Below are 17616 nucleotides of genomic sequence, written 5' to 3' on the forward strand. Positions count from 1 at the left end.
GGTGACGTTGTGGGGGTTAAGCTCCAGGGAAAGGCTGCACCGAATGTTGCGCAGGCTACCCAAGGTTCATTTGCTAGGGGCCGGCCAGCCGCTACCCAAGGATGGCGTTGTGTTGTTACTGCGCGAGGATTATTTGTATGACGAGCGCGTCATACGCGGCCTCCTGGCCAGTGAAGGCGTTGCCCTGCAGGACCCGCGTAACGGCACGGTGGCGGCGGCCTGCCTTGGTGCCGATCAACTCGATGAGCGAGCCGTCCGCCTCGAAGGCCCAGTCATTGCCGGCTTGCAGAAGGTTCGGCCCGACACTGTAGCGTCCGGACTGCAGACTCAATTGCGCAAACTGGATCGGCCCTGGGTCGCCTTCATAACGGATTCCAACCGGGCACAACTGGAAAAAGCGCTGTTCAGCGGTGCCTACAAAGGCGTCACCGACCTCATCACCCTGAAGGTATGGCCACTGCCGGCGCGTTGGGTGACCGGCGTATGCGTGCGCCTGGGGCTGAGCCCCAATCATGTCACGGCGGCGAGCTACGTACTGGCGATTCTCGCTGGATGGTGGTTCTGGAACGGCAACTATGGTTCCGGCCTGCTGGCGGGCTGGGTGATGACATTCCTCGACACCGTTGACGGCAAGCTGGCCCGGGTGACCGTCACCTCGACGCGTTTCGGCAATATCTTTGACCACGCCCTGGACTTGGTGCATCCGCCCCTGTGGTACATCGCCTGGGGCGTCGGGCTCGCAGCAAGCTGGAACCATGCCATGCCGCTCGACGCCCTGTACTGGGTGATTTTCCTCGGTTACCTGGGCGGGCGCCTGTGCGAAGGAGCGTTCAAATTGGCGGCGCCTTTTTCGTTGTTTCTCTGGCGGCCGTTCGATTCCGTCAACCGGTTGGTGACCGCGCGGCGTAATCCCAACCTGCTGTTGCTCAGCCTGGCCTGGATAGCACAGGCCAATGACATCGGCCTGCAACTCGTGGCGCTCTGGACCCTGATCTCGACGCTGGTACTGGCGGTGCGGGTCATCTGGGCGATCAGCCTGCGCAAGCGCGGCGCTGAGCTGCAGCCTTGGCTCACTCAGGTCGATCTGAAAGCTGAAAGGCACAGGCCGGTGGTACGCCTGTTTGCGCCGCGCTCCGGGCTACACGACGCCTGATGCCCGGCCTGCAGGCGTACGACTCGTGGAGGTCCAGTTGCTCGGGAGCAGGGTGGTGCTTGATGGCACCGGCGCCTGGGCTGATCCGAGTGCCCTATCCGACACGTCTTTTGGAGGAAACATGAGCCAAGGCAACAACAAGATCGATGCAGGCCGACCCAAACGCAAGCGCAAGCATCGGCCCAGCGTGGCCATTGGCTTGTGGGTCATCAAACGCCTGGAAAACGCGATCCGCCGCTATTCAAAAGTTGGTGTGACGCCCTTCTTCGATCCGGCGCAGTTCTCCTGGACCGGCGCGCTGGAAGCCCAGTGGCAGGTGATACGCGGTGAACTGGAACAAGTGCTCACCCGCCAGGACGATATCCCCAACTTCCAGGACATTTCCAAGGACCAGTTGAACATCACGCAGGACGATCGGTGGAAGACGTTTTTCCTGTATGGGTACGGCTATAAGATGGAAAACAACTGTGAGCGATGCCCGGAGACGACTCGGCTGGTCGAGTCCATCCCCGGCATGTTCACAGCATTCTTTTCGATCCTGGCGCCGGGCAAGCACATTCCGCCACACCGCGGTCCGTACAACGGCTTGCTACGCGCCCATCTGGGATTGATGGTGCCCGAGCCCAAGGAGCAGTGCCGCATCCAGGTCGAGGACCAAACGCGCCATTGGGAAAAGGGGAAGTTCGTCATCTTCGACGACACCTTCCGTCATCAGGTATGGAACGACACAGACGGCACACGGGTGGTGCTGTTTCTTGATGTACAGCGGCCGCTGGTGTGGCCCGGCGCCTGGCTCAATCGGGTCGTCCTGCAATTGATCCGCTGGTCACCGTTCATCCAGGATGCCCGGCGCAACCATCGGGCCTGGGAGCGCGGGCTGAACCGCTAGCAGAGCCCCACGATAGCGCTGCCTGTCAAAGGGGCCGCTCGCCTTCGACGAGCGCCCGGATCGCCGCCAGTGCCCGTGTCCGTGCATCGGCCAGCTGTGGGGGAGACAGCCCCGGCAGCTGTATCAGCCCCTCTGGCAGCGGCGATACACCAAGGGCCAGATGGACCTCCTCGGTGCGCCGCTCACGCTTGACCCGCCCAGCCGCGACCAGTTCGTCGTACACTCGCCCGACCTTGTTCTGTTGCCGCGGCGTGCCGCGACTGCCCGCGGCCCGGTCAATGATGCCCAGGCGGCGCTCAATCGCATGGTGTAGTCGGGCCTTCATGTGGCGTCGGACCGGCAGTGGGAAGACCGCCACCGGACGCCCGGTCATGCAAGCCTCTGTGAGCATGGAAACGCTTTCACCGGTGACGATGAAGGCATCGGCCAAGGCTAGCAGAGCCCCATAGGGATTCTCCTCACCACTGCCGAAGTTGTAGCTGAGCACTGGCGTATCGATCGCCTTCAGCAATGCCTGGCTGGCGTCGGTCGGTGTTCGCGGGCTGGTCGAAACCAGTAGCGACCCACACTGGGCAGCCACGGCCGAACTGGCTTGACGCCCTAGCTCGGCTGCAATAGCGGCATCGAGTCGATAAGGCATGCTGTTGCCGCCAACCAGGAGCGCGACCCAAGGCCGTGGCAGTTTGGCAAAGCGCTGCCGCCAAGCCTCGAGCGTTGCATCGTCCAACAATCGCTCGGCAATAAAGGGCGCCGGCATATCCACCACGTTGTCGCGCAGTGGCAGGCCGTACTGCGGGGTAGTGAGTACCAGGTCAAAGCTGCTTAACGGCGCCCGCGGGCGGCCCACCACCACTGAACGGGTCGAGCCGCCAGAGCGTTCGCAAATACTGCGTGCCAGGGGCGCGGTCCGCCGTCCCGCACTGATCACCAGGTCTGGCCACGGTGGCGCTACAAGCGCCTGCGAACCTTCGTCTGTCGTTGCTTGCTTAAGTGCGTATGGCCAGCCGAGCGCCTTGGCAATGTCCGTCATCTGAGCGTTGTCACCAGCATGCTTGCCTAGCAGCACCCAGACAGATGGGAGTGCGCCGCGCTCTGCGCAGCGCTGCGTGAAGTCAGCACGGAACCGATGAAAGTGGCCTTCACTATCAATACAGTCGAGCTGCCAGCAACGTCCCGGATAGCGCAGTGCGACGCGCCGTAGCAGTCGGCGCCACTCCGCCATGCTGTTGCTCTGCGGCCCGAGCGCCACCTTGATATAGACCCACTTTTTGGCGCGTTCGAACAGTCGGGCCAGTACCCAAGGGAGGTCCTCAACCGGTAGGCGCTCGAGGCCGCTAGTGACAACCGCCTCGCAGGCCGGCAGGTCGTCCCGGCGCAGTTGATCGAACGACCAGCGCAGCGTCGTGACTTCAGTCCGGCCGTCGCCCCACGAACCTACAAGCGCCAGATGGTTTGCGCTGCTTGCCTGCAGATCAGCGTCGAGCCTGCTAGGCAGACCCGTGAGCGGGACCGGTGCCCACGGTTGCTGGCAGGCCGTGGCGAAAGCTGGGCTGGGACGAGCCGCCGTATAGATTTCATAACCCGCCGCGTCGGCCGCTTGCTCGAGCCCCAGGAAATATTCGGCGTAGGGGTGAATATGGTAGGAGTACTGCTCCGGCGTCGGGCGCCACGGCTGCAGGTGCAACGTCGTGTAGTGCAGCAACCGCGACTGGCCATTGCGGTATTCAAGATCACGCGCATGCCACAGAGAATCGAGGGCACCCCACAGTCCCGGCTCGGCGGCAGCCTGCCTGTGCAGCGTCTTCTTGCTTTCCCGGCAGGCTTTGCTGAAGGTCCAGCAATGCGCCATTCGTTCACAATCGATCAACATGACCGCGGTGTCCTGGGGAGACAGAGCCAAGTAGGCACTGCCGTTCATGGGCTGGTCGAACAACAACGCAGGGTCGGCCGTGTACACTTGGTCGACATCGTTGTAGATGGCCCGACCATGACGGCCGGCCAGATCAGGGATGGCGAATCGATAGTTAGTGAAGCCGGTACGCCATCCTTCCTGCCTGAAACCGGGCAGGCCGGTCATTCGGTAGATCTCGTAACGTCGCAGCGGGTCGCGCACCCGCTCCAATGAGTAGAAGAAGACCCGTTCGGCACGGTGCTGAGCAGGCTCCGTTCCGAGGAACAGGCGCACCGGCGGCCTGACCGGCGCGCCCACTGCTGCCTCGAACACCACGGGCACGATGAACGGCACACCTTGGTCGGCGCCATCCTTGCCGCAGGAGAGGGCTTCTCCTAAAGCACCGGCAATAGCACATGAATTTCTCGCTGCGACCGGATCTCCCGGTCGATCCACAGAGTTTGAATCGAACGTCATGTGTCCCCTCGTAGTCCGAGCATGCCCCGCTTGGCCGGATCAGCTGCGACGTATATAGTCCGCAGTTCTGACTGCCCTTGCCCCGAATCTTGCACCATCGCCCTCTACCGGTCGAGGGCTTGTTACCGGACCGCCCTCAGTTCCCATGACCCATATCCTGCATATTTCCGACACCCATTTCGGTACTGAGCAGAGCGCCGTTGTCGAAGCGCTGCTGCGCCATGTGCGCGAACAGTCGGCGGACCTGCTAGTGTTGTCGGGCGACATCACCCAGCGGGCAAAGCCCAGTCAGTTCGTGGCGGCGAAACGTTTCGTAGAGAGCGTGCAGGCGCTCGGCGTCCCGGGCCGGCTGGTAATCCCTGGCAACCACGACCTGCCACTGTACAACCTGGCAACACGCTTTCTATGCCCTTACCGCAATTACAGCCGCGCCTTCGGCCACGAACTAGAGCCTCTCTTCGAAAATGACCAGGTGCTAATGATTGGCTTGAACACCACCCACCCCCGACGCCGCAAGGATGGGGCAGTCACCCCGGCGCAAGTGGCGGCGGTCGTCGAACGGCTGCGGCGATGCGACCCGAGCAAGGTGCGGGTGGTAGTGGCCCATCAGCCCTTTGGAGCAATGGTCGCTTCGGATGAGCGCAACCTGCAGCACGGCGCCAAGGAAGCCCTTGTGCGTTGGGCGGAGGCTGGGCTGGATATCGTCATGGGCGGTCACATTCACCTGCCCTACGTGCTACAGCTAAGCCAGCAGTATCACTTGAAGCGCGAGGTCTGGACCGTGCAGGCTGGCACAGCACTGTCCAGTCGCCTGCGCGGCGATGCACCTAATTCGTTCAATCGAATTATCATCACCAACGATCCGCAAAAGCAGGTGCGCGTAGAACGCTGGGATTACCAAGCGCAAATGGATGAGTTCCGGCTTGCCTCACATTTCGACTTGAGCGGCCGGCCGGCTGACCCCACATCGTCAAGCTATAACTCTGGCTGAAGAGGCGCCCGGCCATGCGGATAACTGGCGCCGCGACTCTAACTTTGCCCCCGGAGAACCTCATGCAGGCCCTCAGCAAACTTATCCTCGGCACCACATTCGCCCTGATGTTGCCACAATTGGCGTGCGCCGCATCGCCAGCTCAGGTATTCGGTTGGGAAGAGGAAGCGGTGTTATTGCCAGAACACACGTCGATCAAGATAGAGTTGGATACCTCGGCTGAAAATTCTTATTTGGCGGCAACCAACATCGAGCCTTTCGACAAGGACGGTGAAAAGTGGGTGCGATTTTCGGTGGAGGGGCCTAAGAGTTTGACCGGTGCGTCGGTAGGTATTCCATTTGAACGCAAGATTGTGCGCACGGAAAAGGGTAAGGGGCTGATCGGTGGGGGCGGGCATCGGCAGGTGATAAAAATGACCCTGTGCATCGGTAACCAGGCTTACCAAGAGGAGCTAATGCTTAAGAGTCGCGCCAAGAAGGATTACACGGTCGTACTCGGGCGGAACACGTTGCAACACCTGGGGGCAGTAGATGTGACTCGTACCAACACAATCAAGCCTGAATGCAACGCATCGAGCCCTAAAAAAACCGATTGAACAGCGCGCCCGTGGCCGTTGCTGGCTCGACGACCCAGCAGTGGCTTAAACAGAACGTATTGCTCAGCGCAGGCGACGGTTCTTGAGCAGTCGCCATAGCAATGGCCAACAAAAGATCAGTGGATAGCGGTGCAGGTGCGGGCTGACTTCCACTGGCCCACCGAGGTGCCGCTCAAGTTTCCAGATCACATAGTCGACCCCATCTTCGAAGGTGAAGAGCGATTTGATCAGGCGCAGCACATTCAGCATGCGCCCTTGGACTCTTCTGACTTTCCAGCGTCGGCGGCTCTTCCTTTGCTGGGCTGCGGTGCAGTGGTGAGAAAATACACCACTCTGATGCTCTGAGAGGTTCAAGCCTTTCACGGAGCCTGCCGCCTCGCCTGTAACCCGGGCGTAATAAGCCGCGTCATTGCCGACGATTTCCGCGGGGCGGCTGGCTTTTTCCGGGCGCAGCTCGGTGCTATAGGTCAGGGAAAACGCGCGTTCCCAGAAGGCCATACTGGAGAATGTTTGGTCCTGTGCCGCGAGGGTTTCCGACATCATGCGGATCACTGCACTGGCGATTGAGGCGTGTACACGATCACGGATGGCTGTGTTGCGGTAATACACCAGGCGCGACGGTTGAGAAAAGCGCGCCCAGAGATAGCTCTGAAACCAGCGGGTCGTGCCTTCCTCGAAATCCTTCAGGGAAATCAGGGCGCACTTGGCGCGCAGCATCCGGCCGTCTGGCATCTTGGTCTTGAGCAGGAACACGGTGGGTGGCAGCCATTGGTCTGCGAGTCTGGGCAGCAGGCTGGTGCGCACGCTCGCATAGTCATCGACCAGTACGTAGAGGTCCACCAGCCCTTGAGTCGGATCGCCACTGCGCAGGCACGAACCATAAAACAGCAATCCGCTCAAGGCGTCGCCCAAGCGTGCGCGCAGTACCTGTACCAGCGCTTGTAGTTCATCAGCCACCGGCAATGCACAGGCCTGGGCCACGGTGGCCAGCAAACGGGGGGGCGCGGAGCAGAGCATGGGTTGGCCTTTCACTAGAGCACGATAAAACGAATGGCGGGGGTCGCCGTTAGCTGGAGTTGCCCGTGGCTTGAAAAGATCTCGCCATCGAGCAGGTATTCAGTCAGGTCATCGATCGCTGTGTGGCTCAGGTTATGGCTCACATATGCTGGGTTGTTGCTCATGGTCGCAGTGGATTTGCCCCGCAATAGGAATACCAGTGAGCGCAACAGGCACGGCGCCCGGTGGGCGATGGCGGTAAAATGCATGGGGGCTTTTTCGCCCCCCCAGTAGGGGGTGCTGCCGAGCAACAAGGTATCCAGCGTGGTCGCCAGAATAAGTAACCATGGGACCAGGAGGGGCTCGGCGGCCAGGTGCAGCCGCGCCGAGGTAGCCGGTAACAGGCTGTGCTCACGGCGGCGAAGCAGCGACAGCAACATGCGCACAAAAGCCAATGACGGACCCAGGGCACCGCGCACGCCTTTGGGCCGCACGCTGCTGTGGAAATACCGGACCCCGCTGATGATCGCGCCGGCCCCGAAAAACATGCCGAACTGTGGCGGCGCCAGGCTCGCGTCAGAGACCCGCAGCACAGCCCGGGCACGGACGGCAGGTGCCGAGGTCTTGCCGCTAAGCCAGTTATCCAGCTCCTGCAAGGCGACGGTGGGATTCACGCGTATGCCCAGATCTCTAGCGCTCATGTTGGTCGTGCCCGCGGGTAAGGCAAGCACGTACGGAGTGGCCGATGGCCCCTGAATTAGGGTCGCCGTGAGCGCCGCTTGCAGGGTACCGTCGCCGCCTATGACCACCAGCAGGTCCGAGGGCCCTAACTGTAACGACTCGACCGCGCCCTTGATCTGCTCAGCCGAGGAGGCCTCGACCACCCTGGCGTTCGCTATCCCAGCCACGCGTCGGCGCAGGCTTGGCAAATGGCGCCGCACGTATCCACTGGCGGGGTTGAGGAGAATACCAATCCGCTCGGGGCGGGGTGTCAACTTAGTCATGTTGGCTGCCGCTCATTTATCGGACTCGGTCAAAACGGTAGATAAGCCACAAGGCGATCCCCAGTAACACACCCGATGGCAGCAAGGTAGTCAGCATGACGTTGCCGGCCAGCAGCAGGCCAAGGTTGGCGATGATCTGGTTGCCCACGTAGATCAGCAGGCCTATCACCGCGCCAACGGCCAGCCGACCGCCCAGCCCCGGCGAGCGTGGCTGCGCGAAGGTGAAGGGCACCGCGAAGAGGATCATCGCCAGCGTCAGCAAGGGGCGGCCGAGCTTCTGCCACATCGCCATCTCATACTCGGCAGACGGCTGATGAGAGGCATCGAGAAACTGGATGTAGCGACGCAGTTGTCTAATCGAGAAACTGTCGGTTGGCAGCGTCAGCTCCTTCAAGCGTCGGTCGGAGAACACCGACTGCCAAACCAGGCTGTCCTGCTGGCGAATACTTTCATCGATATGGTTCCACTCCTTGATGTGGGCGTTCTTCAGCACCCAGGTGCCACCCGCGCCGATTTCCGCGCTCTCGGCAAACACGTACGACTTCAGGAACATGTCAGAGGTGTACTGGAATATCTCGACATTGACTGGGGTGTTATCGCGCGACAACGCGCCGATCCGAGCTATTTCGTCACCGCGCCTGGCCCAGATGCTCCCGGACGGGCTGGCCGCTTCTCCGGAGATGGCCAAGGCAGCGTTGCGCAGCTGCACGCCTCGTTGCTGCAAGGGGGACGCTACCCATTCATCAATTGTCCCTAACAGCACTACCAGGATCAGGCCTGCCATTACAGTGGTAATGGCGATGCGCACAATGGAAATGCCCGCTGTGCGCATGGCGGTCAATTCCTGGGTGGAGGCCAGTTGCCCCAGCCCGACGATGCCACCCAACAGCGCGATAAAGGGCCCGAGGTCCACGGCGCGGCGTGGCAGTGTCATCAGCACCACTTCCAATGCCTGGGTCCAGCGATAGCCACCGGTGGTCACATCGTCGAGTTCGCTGATCAGGTCAAAGGTGGTGAACAGAGGCAGCAGCAGGGCGGCCGCCGCGGCGAAACCAATCAGCACGTTACGAATCAGGTAGAGGCTGGTGATTCTCATGTGGAACGCAACCGCAGGACAGCCATGTCCCGGGCGATGAATATCAGTACCACCGCCCCCATTGACAAGGGCACCAGCCACACACCGGGGGTGAGTGGCAGGGCCATATTGGCAACCAGTGTCCGGCAGATATTGCCCGCGTAGAAGATTACCGCGAAGAGCATCGCAATTGGCAGCAGGGTCGAGAAGCGGCCCTTGCGCGGCGCGGTCCTGCTTAACGGGACCGCCAGCAGCGCGAGCAAGAGCGCGCTTACACCACGCGTCTCGCGCCATTGTAACTCCGCCTGGTCCTGGGGCAGCGGGGACACGCTGAGCAAACCAGTAGCGGTGGATTTCCGTTTATTGTCCGGCTCGGGTTCGATCGGCTTGAGGTGCAATAACAGGTTTTCAAACACGCTGACCACATCCTGAGTGCCGGTGTGCTCCAGGGAATATGACGTGCCTCGGGTCAGTGCCACGATCGGGTCGGCCGGGTTGGGATCGACCACCTGGGCCACATTGGAGCGGAAGACCCGGCTCTTGCCCTCTCCAGGGTCGTAGATAAGCGCGTTTTCAAGGTTACCGGTCGCCTGGTCGATACGTTCGGCAAGAATCATCCGGCCGTTGTCCTGGTTAAGGTTGAATCGTTGTGGCAAGAGATGACTGACATCCAGGTCGGCGCGTGATGCTTGCTCCAGGAGATACGTCTGCGTATACGCCCAAGGGCGGCCGTAGACCGAAAGCACGCCGACGCCAATGGCTATTGGTAAGGTAATCAAGGCTACTGCCCGATACAGCCGCAGCGGGCTGACGCCAGACGCCAGGATGGCGGTGATTTCCGAGTCGTGGTAAAGCCTGCCAAGGGCGATCGCTACTGAGGCATACAGCGCCACCGGTACTAACATTTCGAGCGCAATGACCACCTTGTATACGACCATGTCCAGCACCGACTGCAATGCCAAGGTGCCGTTGACGGCTTGCGTGAGGTAGCGTTCAGCCGAATAGCTGGCGAAGACGAAGGTCAGAATACCGACCATCACTGAAACGGGGCGCCGAATTTCGGCGATGATGTAGCGCTCGATCAGCAGCATTCGGCACACCTTGGACTCAGGATTGGGCGCACAGGAACACAGCGCACCCCGGGTGCGCTGTGTTGATCCATCAGTAAATGGCAATTGCAGGCCAGGCTCAAGCGTGTCAGCTCTCGGTCCTCTGCCGCAGGATCTTTTCAACGAGTCGGTGATCGCTGAGCGAGTCGACATCGACAGCGGCTTCGGCGAAGGGCATGACCACCGCCCCTACGCGCATCCCGACAGCTGCGGAAATACGCTGCATCGCCCCATCCAGGGACAATGTGCCTAACAGGTACCTAAGTGTGGCAGCAAGCCCCAAGGCCTTGGCAATGACCTTTCTCGGGTCCTTGCGCTGCTGTTCGATATTTCTCCAGAACGCCGCCAGTCTTTCGCTTTCAGGGGTCATGAAGGTGAACAGGTTACTGCCACAGTAAGGCCCGCCGTGCAGTTTGATGGCCGTGCGTCGATTCTCCGGAAACATTGCTAAGACGGTCTTGAGTGGCGTTACCGCAACGGTGACGTCATAGCCGCTCGAACGCGAGTGCTCAAGGAAGTAGTCGACCATCTCAGGTCGCAGCAGCGCATGGTCGGCCGTGGTGACCAATACTGGGCGCACGGTGATATGTTGCAGCCCCATCAGTGCGCTGGCACTGGGAGATGCCGCCGGTTCCAGCGCCGTCACTGCGCCGGAATTCAACAAGGCGTGCATGAACGGATCGCCCTCGAGCAAGGGTCGATGGGGCCCTACCAGGGTGATCTGGCCAATCTGCCCGCTGGCCTGCAGCGTGGCCAACACCCGGTGCAGCATAGGAATGCCGTTGACCGGTGCCAAGGCTTTGCACCCGGCCGCGCCAAGCGCTGCAACCGGGTCGCCAGGTCGACGATCTCCGGCTAGCACCAGCGCTGAAAAGCGCGTCACGTCAGATGCGTTTTTCATACAGGCGATAACGTTTGTAGACCGCCGCGCCGATGCGCTCCAGAATAGTGCGCATGCCTGTGTTCGTTTCAAGAATCCAGGACATTTCCAAGGCATCAATCTTGCGCTGGACAAAAGGTTGCTTCAGCGCCTCGATCAGCAACAGCGCCAGCACGGGGCCTTGCCGGCTGAATTGATAGTGTTGCCGCACCCCCATTAGGCTCTGTACGTAAACCCAAGAAATACGATTTTCTGTAAAATACACCGCCATTAAAGCCAGGAGGCCAAGATGGCAAAGCGGTATGAACTTCCCGACGCAGCCTGGGATCTGGTTGCAGATATCTTCACCAAAAATCAGCGCACCGGGCGCCCTCGGGCCGATGATCGCCTGATGCTAAACGGTATTCTCTGGGTGCTTTGCTCTGGCGCAGCCTGGCGAGACATGCCCGAACGATTCGGCCCTTGGTCAACGATCTATCAACGGTTCCGGGGATGGCGTGATTGCGGAGCTTTTGATCAGATGCTCAAGCGTCTTCATATCCGATTGAATGAGCAGGGTTTGATTGACTTGGAAACATGGATGATCGACTCCACTGCCGTACGAGCAACCCGGGCCTCATCAGGTGCCGGGAAAAAAGGGGATTTGAAGAACCGCAAGACCACGCGCTCGGGCGCAGCCGGGGTGGCCTGACGACCAAGATTCACATGCTGTGCGACGCCAATGGTGTGCCTCTGCGTTTCCTGTTGTCAGGCGGACAAGCCAGCGATATAGCCTATGCCCAACCGCTACTCGATCAGGCTTGCATACCCAGCCTGCGCGGTCGCCCACGCAAGCGTTGCCGCTGGTTGCTGGCTGACAAGGGTTACGACGCTGAAGCGCTGCGCCAGTATTGTGATCGTTATCGCATGCAGCCAGTCATTCCGTTGCGAAGCATGAAGCGCAAAACCAAGCCAGGATTGCCTCGACTTTTTGATCGCCCCAAATATCGGCAGCGCAACATCATCGAACGCATGTTTGGCTGGCTGAAGGAGAACCGTCGCATCGTGACGCGCTTCGACAAGCTCGCAACAAGTTTTGCGGCGATGGTCTCATTGGCCTGCGCTATGCGGTGCTTGCGACAATACTTTACGTACAGAGCCTAGTGGCACGCGAGCAGTGCGCGTGCCTGTGACCTTCAGTTTCCACAGCAAGCGCAGCCAGCCAAACGGCAGCAGTCGACCTTTCAAGGGGGCTATGGCTTCATGGATGTTCGGCATCGCGACGATAAAGGCACACGGGTGCTGGTCGATCTCAGCAATGTAGATGAGGTCCTCGGGCACCAGCATTTTCATCTGCGCGCCCAGCTCACTGAATTCTTTTTCGGTGAAGGGTACAAACCCCCAGTTTTTCGCCCACGCATCGTTGAATATGTCTCGAAGCGTCTGCATTTCGGCTTCGAACCGGCTTCGGTCGAGCGCGCGGATGCAGACCCGCCCACGTTCGCGGTCCATCATCCGCTGCAGCGGGGCAGGGAAGTTCAGCTCATCGGTGCGCATCCAGTAGGCAAGCAGATCCATCGCCGGCTGGTAACCCAGCGCCGTCAGCTGTGCTGGGTAATAGGGATGATTGTGGTTCATGAACGCGGAGGGTGGCGTGTCGAATCCTTCGACGAGCAATCCGCTTTCCTGATTGATGTTCAGGCTGAACGGGCCAGTGATCCTCCGCGCACCATGTTCACGCAGCCACGCCTCGGCCGTCGTTATCAGGCTCTGAAAAACCTCGGCATCATCGATGGCGTCGAGCATCCCGAAATGCCCTGTGTCTGCACCGTGGAGCTCACGGTGAAGCGTATCGATCTGGGCCAGGATTCGGCCTACCGGAATGTTGCCGCGCTTCGCCACCCATGCTTGCCACGTGACGTGCGGAGAGGTGGGGTTCTTACCGGACAGGTGTTCACGACGCTCCATATGCAACGGCTCGACCCAATGGGGGTCATTCTGAAAAAGCTTACCTGGTAGCGAAATGAAGCTGTCCAGGCCGCTGCGAGACTTCACCATTTCCGTGACGATCGGAGAAAGCATTTTGTTCATGTAATAGCGTTTCCCTCATCGCGTGTCGGGTGCAAGGCATCTGGCTCTAGAGCCCTGCGATCCTCTGGGAGGTTGCGAATAATGTTCCCAGCCTGTATGAAATACTTTGTTGCATTGTCTCTCATCGTACTAACATTTGCCATCTTTCAGGAATCCACCTAATGGCTTTGAGATAAATCGCCTTCGGCGTGTGTTTGAGGATTTCGCTCAGCAGCTCTCGCACGACGTCCAGCGTGACTGTTTTCCACCTCCCTGAATGAGCTCAAATCAATGGCTGTTCTTTACCTGTCAGAGACAAGCGCTGAGCATTCACTTAAGCAGCGCCTTGCAGACTTTTCCTCTCTCGCGGACGCATTGGATTATGCCGCGCTCGGGCAAACAGGCATGAATTTTTATGACCGGCGCTGTCACCTGACTGCGGTCATGGAATATTCCGCATTGAGAATGCGCGCTATCAGCGCAGCGAAACGGCTGCTGGGCCTTGGCTTGGCAAAGGGCGACCGGGTGGCGCTGATCGCTGATACGACGCCCAAGTTTGTGGAAATTTTCTTTGCCTGCCAGTACGCAGGGTTGGTACCGGTTCCCCTGCCGATCCCCATGGGCGTAGGTCACCATCAGTCCTACGTTGAAAAGCTCCGCGGCTTGCTGGCAAGCTGCTCGCCTTCAGCGGTGCTGGGCAGTGAAGAATGGCTATCTTTCGTGCGCGAAGCCATTGATCCGGCGACCCAGGCTTTCATCGGTACCGCCGAGCAGCTTGAAGTGCTGCCGGTGGCAGATGTCGAGTTGGCGCGTCCTCAACCGGATGACATTGCCTATCTGCAATATACCTCTGGCAGCACGCGATTTCCTCGCGGGGTAGTCGTCACTCAGCGCTCGGTGATGGCGAATCTGCACGGTATAAGCCTTGCTGGCATTCGGTTGCGGCCCGGAGACCGTTGCATCTCCTGGCTGCCCTTCTACCACGACATGGGATTGGTCGGCTTCGTCCTGACGCCGGTTGCCACACAGTTGTCAGTAGATTATCTACAGACCCAAGATTTTGCCATGCGCCCCAAGCAGTGGCTTAACCTGATGAGCCGTAATTGGGGCACGGTGTCCGTAGCACCGCCGTTTGGTTATGACCTGTGCGTACGTCGCTGCAGTTCGACCGAGGTGCAGAACCTTGACCTCTCCCATTGGCGCGTGGCTGGGGTAGGGGCGGAGCCTATTGCAATGACCACCCTTGATCGTTTCGCAGAGCACTTCGCGCCCGCAGGTTTTAAAGCCAGTGCATTCATGCCGTGCTACGGCCTTGCCGAAAATACCTTGGCCGTAAGCTTCGCTGCCCCTGATCTAGGCGGCCAGACCGATCGCGTGGATCGTGACATCCTTGAGCTCGAGAGTAGAGCCATTCCGGCCACCGAGCGCTCAACGGCCATCAGCACCTTCGTCAATTGTGGCGGCCCGTTGCCGGGCCATCAGGTTCAGGTACTCGATGAGGCCGGCAATCCGCTGCCGGAGCGCAGCGTCGGACGGATTGTGATTTCCGGTCCGAGTCTGATGCAGGGCTATTTCCACGACCCTGAGTCAAAACGCCAGCTTGCCGAAACCCAGCAGCTGGACACCGGTGACCTCGGCTATCTGTTGAACGGCAATCTGTATGTGACTGGCCGCAAGAAAGACCTCATCATCATACGCGGGCGTAACATTTGGCCCCAGGACATCGAGCTGGTGGCCGAAACCGAGGCCGACGTCAGGCCTGGAGACGTGATCGTATTCATCGTGGACAAGGACGGCGAACCGGCGGTGGTGATGCAAGTGCAATGTCGTATCTTGTCCTTGGACAAACGTGAGCGGCTGGTGCACACGCTGTTTTCGAAGATCCATAGTGAATTCGGTGTATCCCCAACGATCGACTTGGTACCTCCCCATAGCATCCCGCGTACGTCCTCAGGCAAGCCGGCCAGGGCCGAAGCGCGTAAGCGCTTCCTGAGCCAGCTATCAATGGCGCCGCATACGCTGACGACGGCAGGTTCTGCTTGATGGCTCTGGTCGTTGCGCTAACCGGAGGAAGCGGTTTTATCGGCGGTCAAATCGCGCGAATGTTAGTCGCTCAGGGCATAAGTGTTCGTGCGTTGAGCAGGACCCAATCAGGTCTGCATCGCGGAGTTATATGGGTGCGGGGTTCCTTAGAGGACGCAGGATCGCTCGCCGAATTGGTCGCCGGAGCGCAGGCCGTGATTCATTGCGCGGGGGCTGTCAGAGGGCGCGATGCGACAGGTTTTCATGCCATCAACGTAGACGGTAGTCGCCGCGTAATGGAAGCCGCCCGGCAGTCCGGAACCTGTGAGCGGTTTTTGCACATGTCTTCCCTCGCGGCTCGTTATCCCAACTTGTCTTGGTACTCCAGATCGAAGTTCGACGCAGAGCAGCAAGTCATGGACGCTGCCGGCACCGTCAGCGTCGGCATTTTCAGACCTACGGCAGTGTACGGACCAGGAGATCGTGAACTGCAACCGCTGTTCGCTTGGCTGATGCGGGGTCTTTTGGTACGGCTGGGGTCAGGAGAAGCGCACCTGAGTTTCGTGCATGTGTTCGACCTGACAGCTGCCGTCATACAGTGGATCACTTCGCCCGTAGCTAAGTCGGCTACCTATGAAATCAGTGACGGCACTCCAGGTGGGTACAGCTGGGAGAGCCTGGCGAGTATCGGTGTAGATCTCCGCCAGAAGCCAGTCCGGCAGATTCAGGTATCAGTCAGGCTGCTGAAAGCCATTGCCAAGGCCAATCTGGCGCTGTCGTACCTACTGCCACGCGCACCGATGCTGACGACTAGCAAGGTCAACGAACTGACCCACCACGACTGGACCTGCAGCAACACGGAAATCACCGCCTCCATTGGCTGGGCGCCCCAGATAAAGTTACACCGCGCCCTGCAGGATGGCCTGTTCTGAGCGTGCGGCAATTCGAATGTCGAAGAGGTCAACCATGCTTATCCAAGATACTATCGTAGAGAATATTCTGGCCTGTCTGTTAGAGATGGTCCCCTTACAGGAGCACATCTCTGCAGACAGCGACATGGTCAATGACCTTGGCCTGGAGTCAGTGAAAATGATGGACCTGTTGATGAAATTGGAAGATGAATACGATATTTCAATTCCGATTAACATCTTGATGGATGTCAGAACCCCCCGCCAGCTCGCCAGTTCTCTGGTGGCGTACGTGGAGAAAAGCCATGGGGCTATATGACAAATTCAGCCGGCTGGCCGCTGAGCGCAACAATTTTCAAGATTCCGGTCCCAGCCCGTTCGGCACCCGTATGGATGCTATCTACTCGCCGACAGAGGGGCGTATAGGCGATAAGGACGTCATCCTCGCGGGCACCAATAACTATCTGGGTCTAACCTTCGACGCGCAGGCAATCGAAGCGGCGCAACAAGCGTTGGCTGCCGAGGGCACCGGTACCACCGGGTCGCGGATGGCTAACGGGAGCTACGGCGGCCACACGGCACTCGAGTCCGAAATCGCCGCATTCCTGGATCGCCCTTCGGTGATGGTGTTTTCTACGGGCTACGTGGCGAACCTGGGCATCATAGGGTCGCTGGCGGGCCCGCGTGAAGTCGTCCTGCTAGACGCCGATTGCCATGCAAGCATCTATGACGCGTGCGCCCTGGGGGGGGCACAGATTATCCGTTTTCACCACAACGATGCTATGGACCTCGAACGCCGCATGTTGCGCCTGGGAGAGCGTGCCAAGGATGCACTGATCATCGTCGAAGGCATTTACAGCATGCTGGGGGATACGGCACCCCTCAAGGAAATCGTCGAGATCAAACGTCGCTTGGGCGGCTACTTGTTGGTGGACGAGGCCCATTCATTCGGCGTGATGGGGCCTAACGGTAGAGGGCTGTCCGAAGCCCTCGGAGTAGAGGCCGATGTCGACATCATCCTGGGAACCTTCAGCAAAAGCCTGGCCGCGATCGGCGGTTTTGCCGCTGGCCGAAGTAGCGACATGGAAGTCTTGCGCTATGCGAGCCGCCCCTACATCTTCACCGCGTCGCCATCACCCTCAGTCGTGGCGTCGGTGCGTTCGGCATTGCAGGCAATAGCCACGCGGCCGGAATTGCGCGAGCGCCTATGGAACAATGCCAATCGTCTCTACGACGGCCTGGCGAGACTAGGTTATTCCCTCGGGCCACATGCCAGTCCAGTGGTCCCAGTGATGGTGGGCACGAAGGAGCAAGGCCTGCACTTCTGGCGAGCGCTTATCGGCCAGGGGGTTTACGTCAATCTGGTACTGCCACCCGCCACACCGGCCGGCGTTACACTGGTGCGCTGCAGCGTAAGCGCGGCGCATACACCTGAGCAGATCGGGCAGATTATTCAGGCATTTTCAGTGCTGCGCCCCTTGGCAGGTCTGACTGATTGACAGAACACGCAATACCGGACGCCTGTGACCGGCGCTTGGTCATAGGCGCAGCAAACGCCATGTGTTGAGCTTTAGAG

At 59.7% G+C, this 17616-nt stretch carries 15 protein-coding genes and 2 pseudogenes; 9 read left to right on the top strand and 8 right to left on the bottom strand.

From position 1 onward, the window contains the following. The first annotated feature begins 43 nt into the window (after positions 1-43). Both KDB76_RS29310 and KDB76_RS29315 read left to right on the top strand, forming a co-directional pair. Positions 44-1153, top strand: a complete 1110-nt coding sequence (locus KDB76_RS29310; protein WP_225776318.1) for a CDP-alcohol phosphatidyltransferase family protein — start codon at positions 44-46, stop codon at positions 1151-1153. Between the two features lie 121 nt (positions 1154-1274). After that, complete coding sequence (locus KDB76_RS29315) at positions 1275-2042, top strand: aspartyl/asparaginyl beta-hydroxylase domain-containing protein (protein WP_038409912.1); 768 nt, start codon at positions 1275-1277, stop codon at positions 2040-2042. Between the two features lie 25 nt (positions 2043-2067). Here the strand turns inward: KDB76_RS29315 and KDB76_RS29320 are convergent, their stop codons facing one another. Further along, complete coding sequence (locus KDB76_RS29320; protein ID WP_080708176.1) at positions 2068-4410, bottom strand: ELM1/GtrOC1 family putative glycosyltransferase; 2343 nt, start codon at positions 4408-4410, stop codon at positions 2068-2070. A gap of 145 nt (positions 4411-4555) precedes the next feature. Here KDB76_RS29320 and KDB76_RS29325 point away from each other — a divergent pair, with 145 nt between their 5' ends. After that, the gene (locus KDB76_RS29325; protein ID WP_038409911.1) at positions 4556-5401 is read left to right on the top strand and encodes a metallophosphoesterase; all 846 of its coding nucleotides are present in this window, start codon (positions 4556-4558) and stop codon (positions 5399-5401) included. Between the two features lie 62 nt (positions 5402-5463). After that, entirely contained in the window at positions 5464-5997 is a 534-nt protein-coding gene (locus tag KDB76_RS29330; RefSeq protein WP_038410461.1) for an ATP-dependent zinc protease, read from the top strand. A gap of 63 nt (positions 5998-6060) precedes the next feature. On the opposite strand, the gene KDB76_RS29335 is transcribed toward KDB76_RS29330, so the two are convergent. From KDB76_RS29335 to KDB76_RS29360, 6 genes and pseudogenes are all read right to left on the bottom strand, one after another. Further along, positions 6061-7014: a hypothetical protein gene (locus KDB76_RS29335; protein WP_038409910.1), complete on the bottom strand. Its 954-nt coding sequence runs from the start codon at positions 7012-7014 to the stop codon at positions 6061-6063. A gap of 14 nt (positions 7015-7028) precedes the next feature. After that, the gene (locus KDB76_RS29340) at positions 7029-7997 is read right to left on the bottom strand and encodes an acylglycerol kinase family protein (RefSeq protein ID WP_038409909.1); all 969 of its coding nucleotides are present in this window, start codon (positions 7995-7997) and stop codon (positions 7029-7031) included. A 16-nt stretch (positions 7998-8013) separates the two neighbouring features. Then, positions 8014-9093: an LPS export ABC transporter permease LptG gene (gene lptG / locus KDB76_RS29345; protein WP_038409908.1), complete on the bottom strand. Its 1080-nt coding sequence runs from the start codon at positions 9091-9093 to the stop codon at positions 8014-8016. After that, positions 9090-10163 (bottom strand): LPS export ABC transporter permease LptF, encoded by a 1074-nt coding sequence (lptF, locus tag KDB76_RS29350; RefSeq protein ID WP_038409906.1) that lies wholly within the window; start codon positions 10161-10163, stop codon positions 9090-9092. Before lptF ends, lptG begins: the two co-directional genes overlap by 4 nt. A 106-nt stretch (positions 10164-10269) precedes the next feature. After that, the gene (locus KDB76_RS29355; RefSeq protein ID WP_038409905.1) at positions 10270-11082 is read right to left on the bottom strand and encodes a nucleotidyltransferase family protein; all 813 of its coding nucleotides are present in this window, start codon (positions 11080-11082) and stop codon (positions 10270-10272) included. Next, positions 11066-11281: pseudogene (locus KDB76_RS29360) on the bottom strand (N-acetyltransferase); the annotation flags it as partial. The pseudogene KDB76_RS29360 and the gene KDB76_RS29355, both read right to left, overlap by 17 nt. A 69-nt stretch (positions 11282-11350) precedes the next feature. Here KDB76_RS29360 and KDB76_RS29365 point away from each other — a divergent pair. Beyond that, positions 11351-12204 (top strand): IS5 family transposase gene (locus KDB76_RS29365; protein WP_086005488.1). Its coding sequence is split into 2 segments (ribosomal slippage): positions 11351-11692 and positions 11695-12204, totalling 852 coding nucleotides; the frame shifts between segments, so codons are not numbered across the junction. Here KDB76_RS29365 and KDB76_RS29370 read toward each other — a convergent pair. Continuing rightward, positions 12190-13131, bottom strand: a pseudogene (locus KDB76_RS29370) (N-acetyltransferase); the annotation flags it as partial. The gene KDB76_RS29365 and the pseudogene KDB76_RS29370 sit on opposite strands and share 15 nt — an antisense overlap. A 270-nt stretch (positions 13132-13401) precedes the next feature. Between KDB76_RS29370 and KDB76_RS29375 the strand changes: the two are divergent. From KDB76_RS29375 to KDB76_RS29390, 4 genes are read left to right on the top strand one after another with little or no spacing between them, the layout of a single operon-like run. Continuing rightward, on the top strand, positions 13402-15153 hold the full coding sequence (locus KDB76_RS29375) for a fatty acyl-AMP ligase (RefSeq protein WP_102886377.1): 1752 nt from the start codon (positions 13402-13404) through the stop codon (positions 15151-15153). Then, entirely contained in the window at positions 15153-16064 is a 912-nt protein-coding gene (locus KDB76_RS29380; protein WP_062378655.1) for an NAD-dependent epimerase/dehydratase family protein, read from the top strand. Before KDB76_RS29375 ends, KDB76_RS29380 begins: the two co-directional genes overlap by 1 nt. A 34-nt stretch (positions 16065-16098) precedes the next feature. Next, on the top strand, positions 16099-16359 hold the full coding sequence (locus KDB76_RS29385; protein ID WP_062378968.1) for a phosphopantetheine-binding protein: 261 nt from the start codon (positions 16099-16101) through the stop codon (positions 16357-16359). After that, positions 16346-17539: an aminotransferase class I/II-fold pyridoxal phosphate-dependent enzyme gene (locus KDB76_RS29390; protein WP_062378653.1), complete on the top strand. Its 1194-nt coding sequence runs from the start codon at positions 16346-16348 to the stop codon at positions 17537-17539. The genes KDB76_RS29385 and KDB76_RS29390 overlap by 14 nt, the downstream gene beginning before the upstream one ends. Positions 17540-17616 lie beyond the last annotated feature (77 nt).

Origin of the sequence: Pseudomonas sp. JS425 (assembly GCF_018223845.1) — a bacterium.
In the GTDB taxonomy this organism is placed as follows: Bacteria; Pseudomonadota; Gammaproteobacteria; order Pseudomonadales; family Pseudomonadaceae; genus Aquipseudomonas; species Aquipseudomonas asiatica.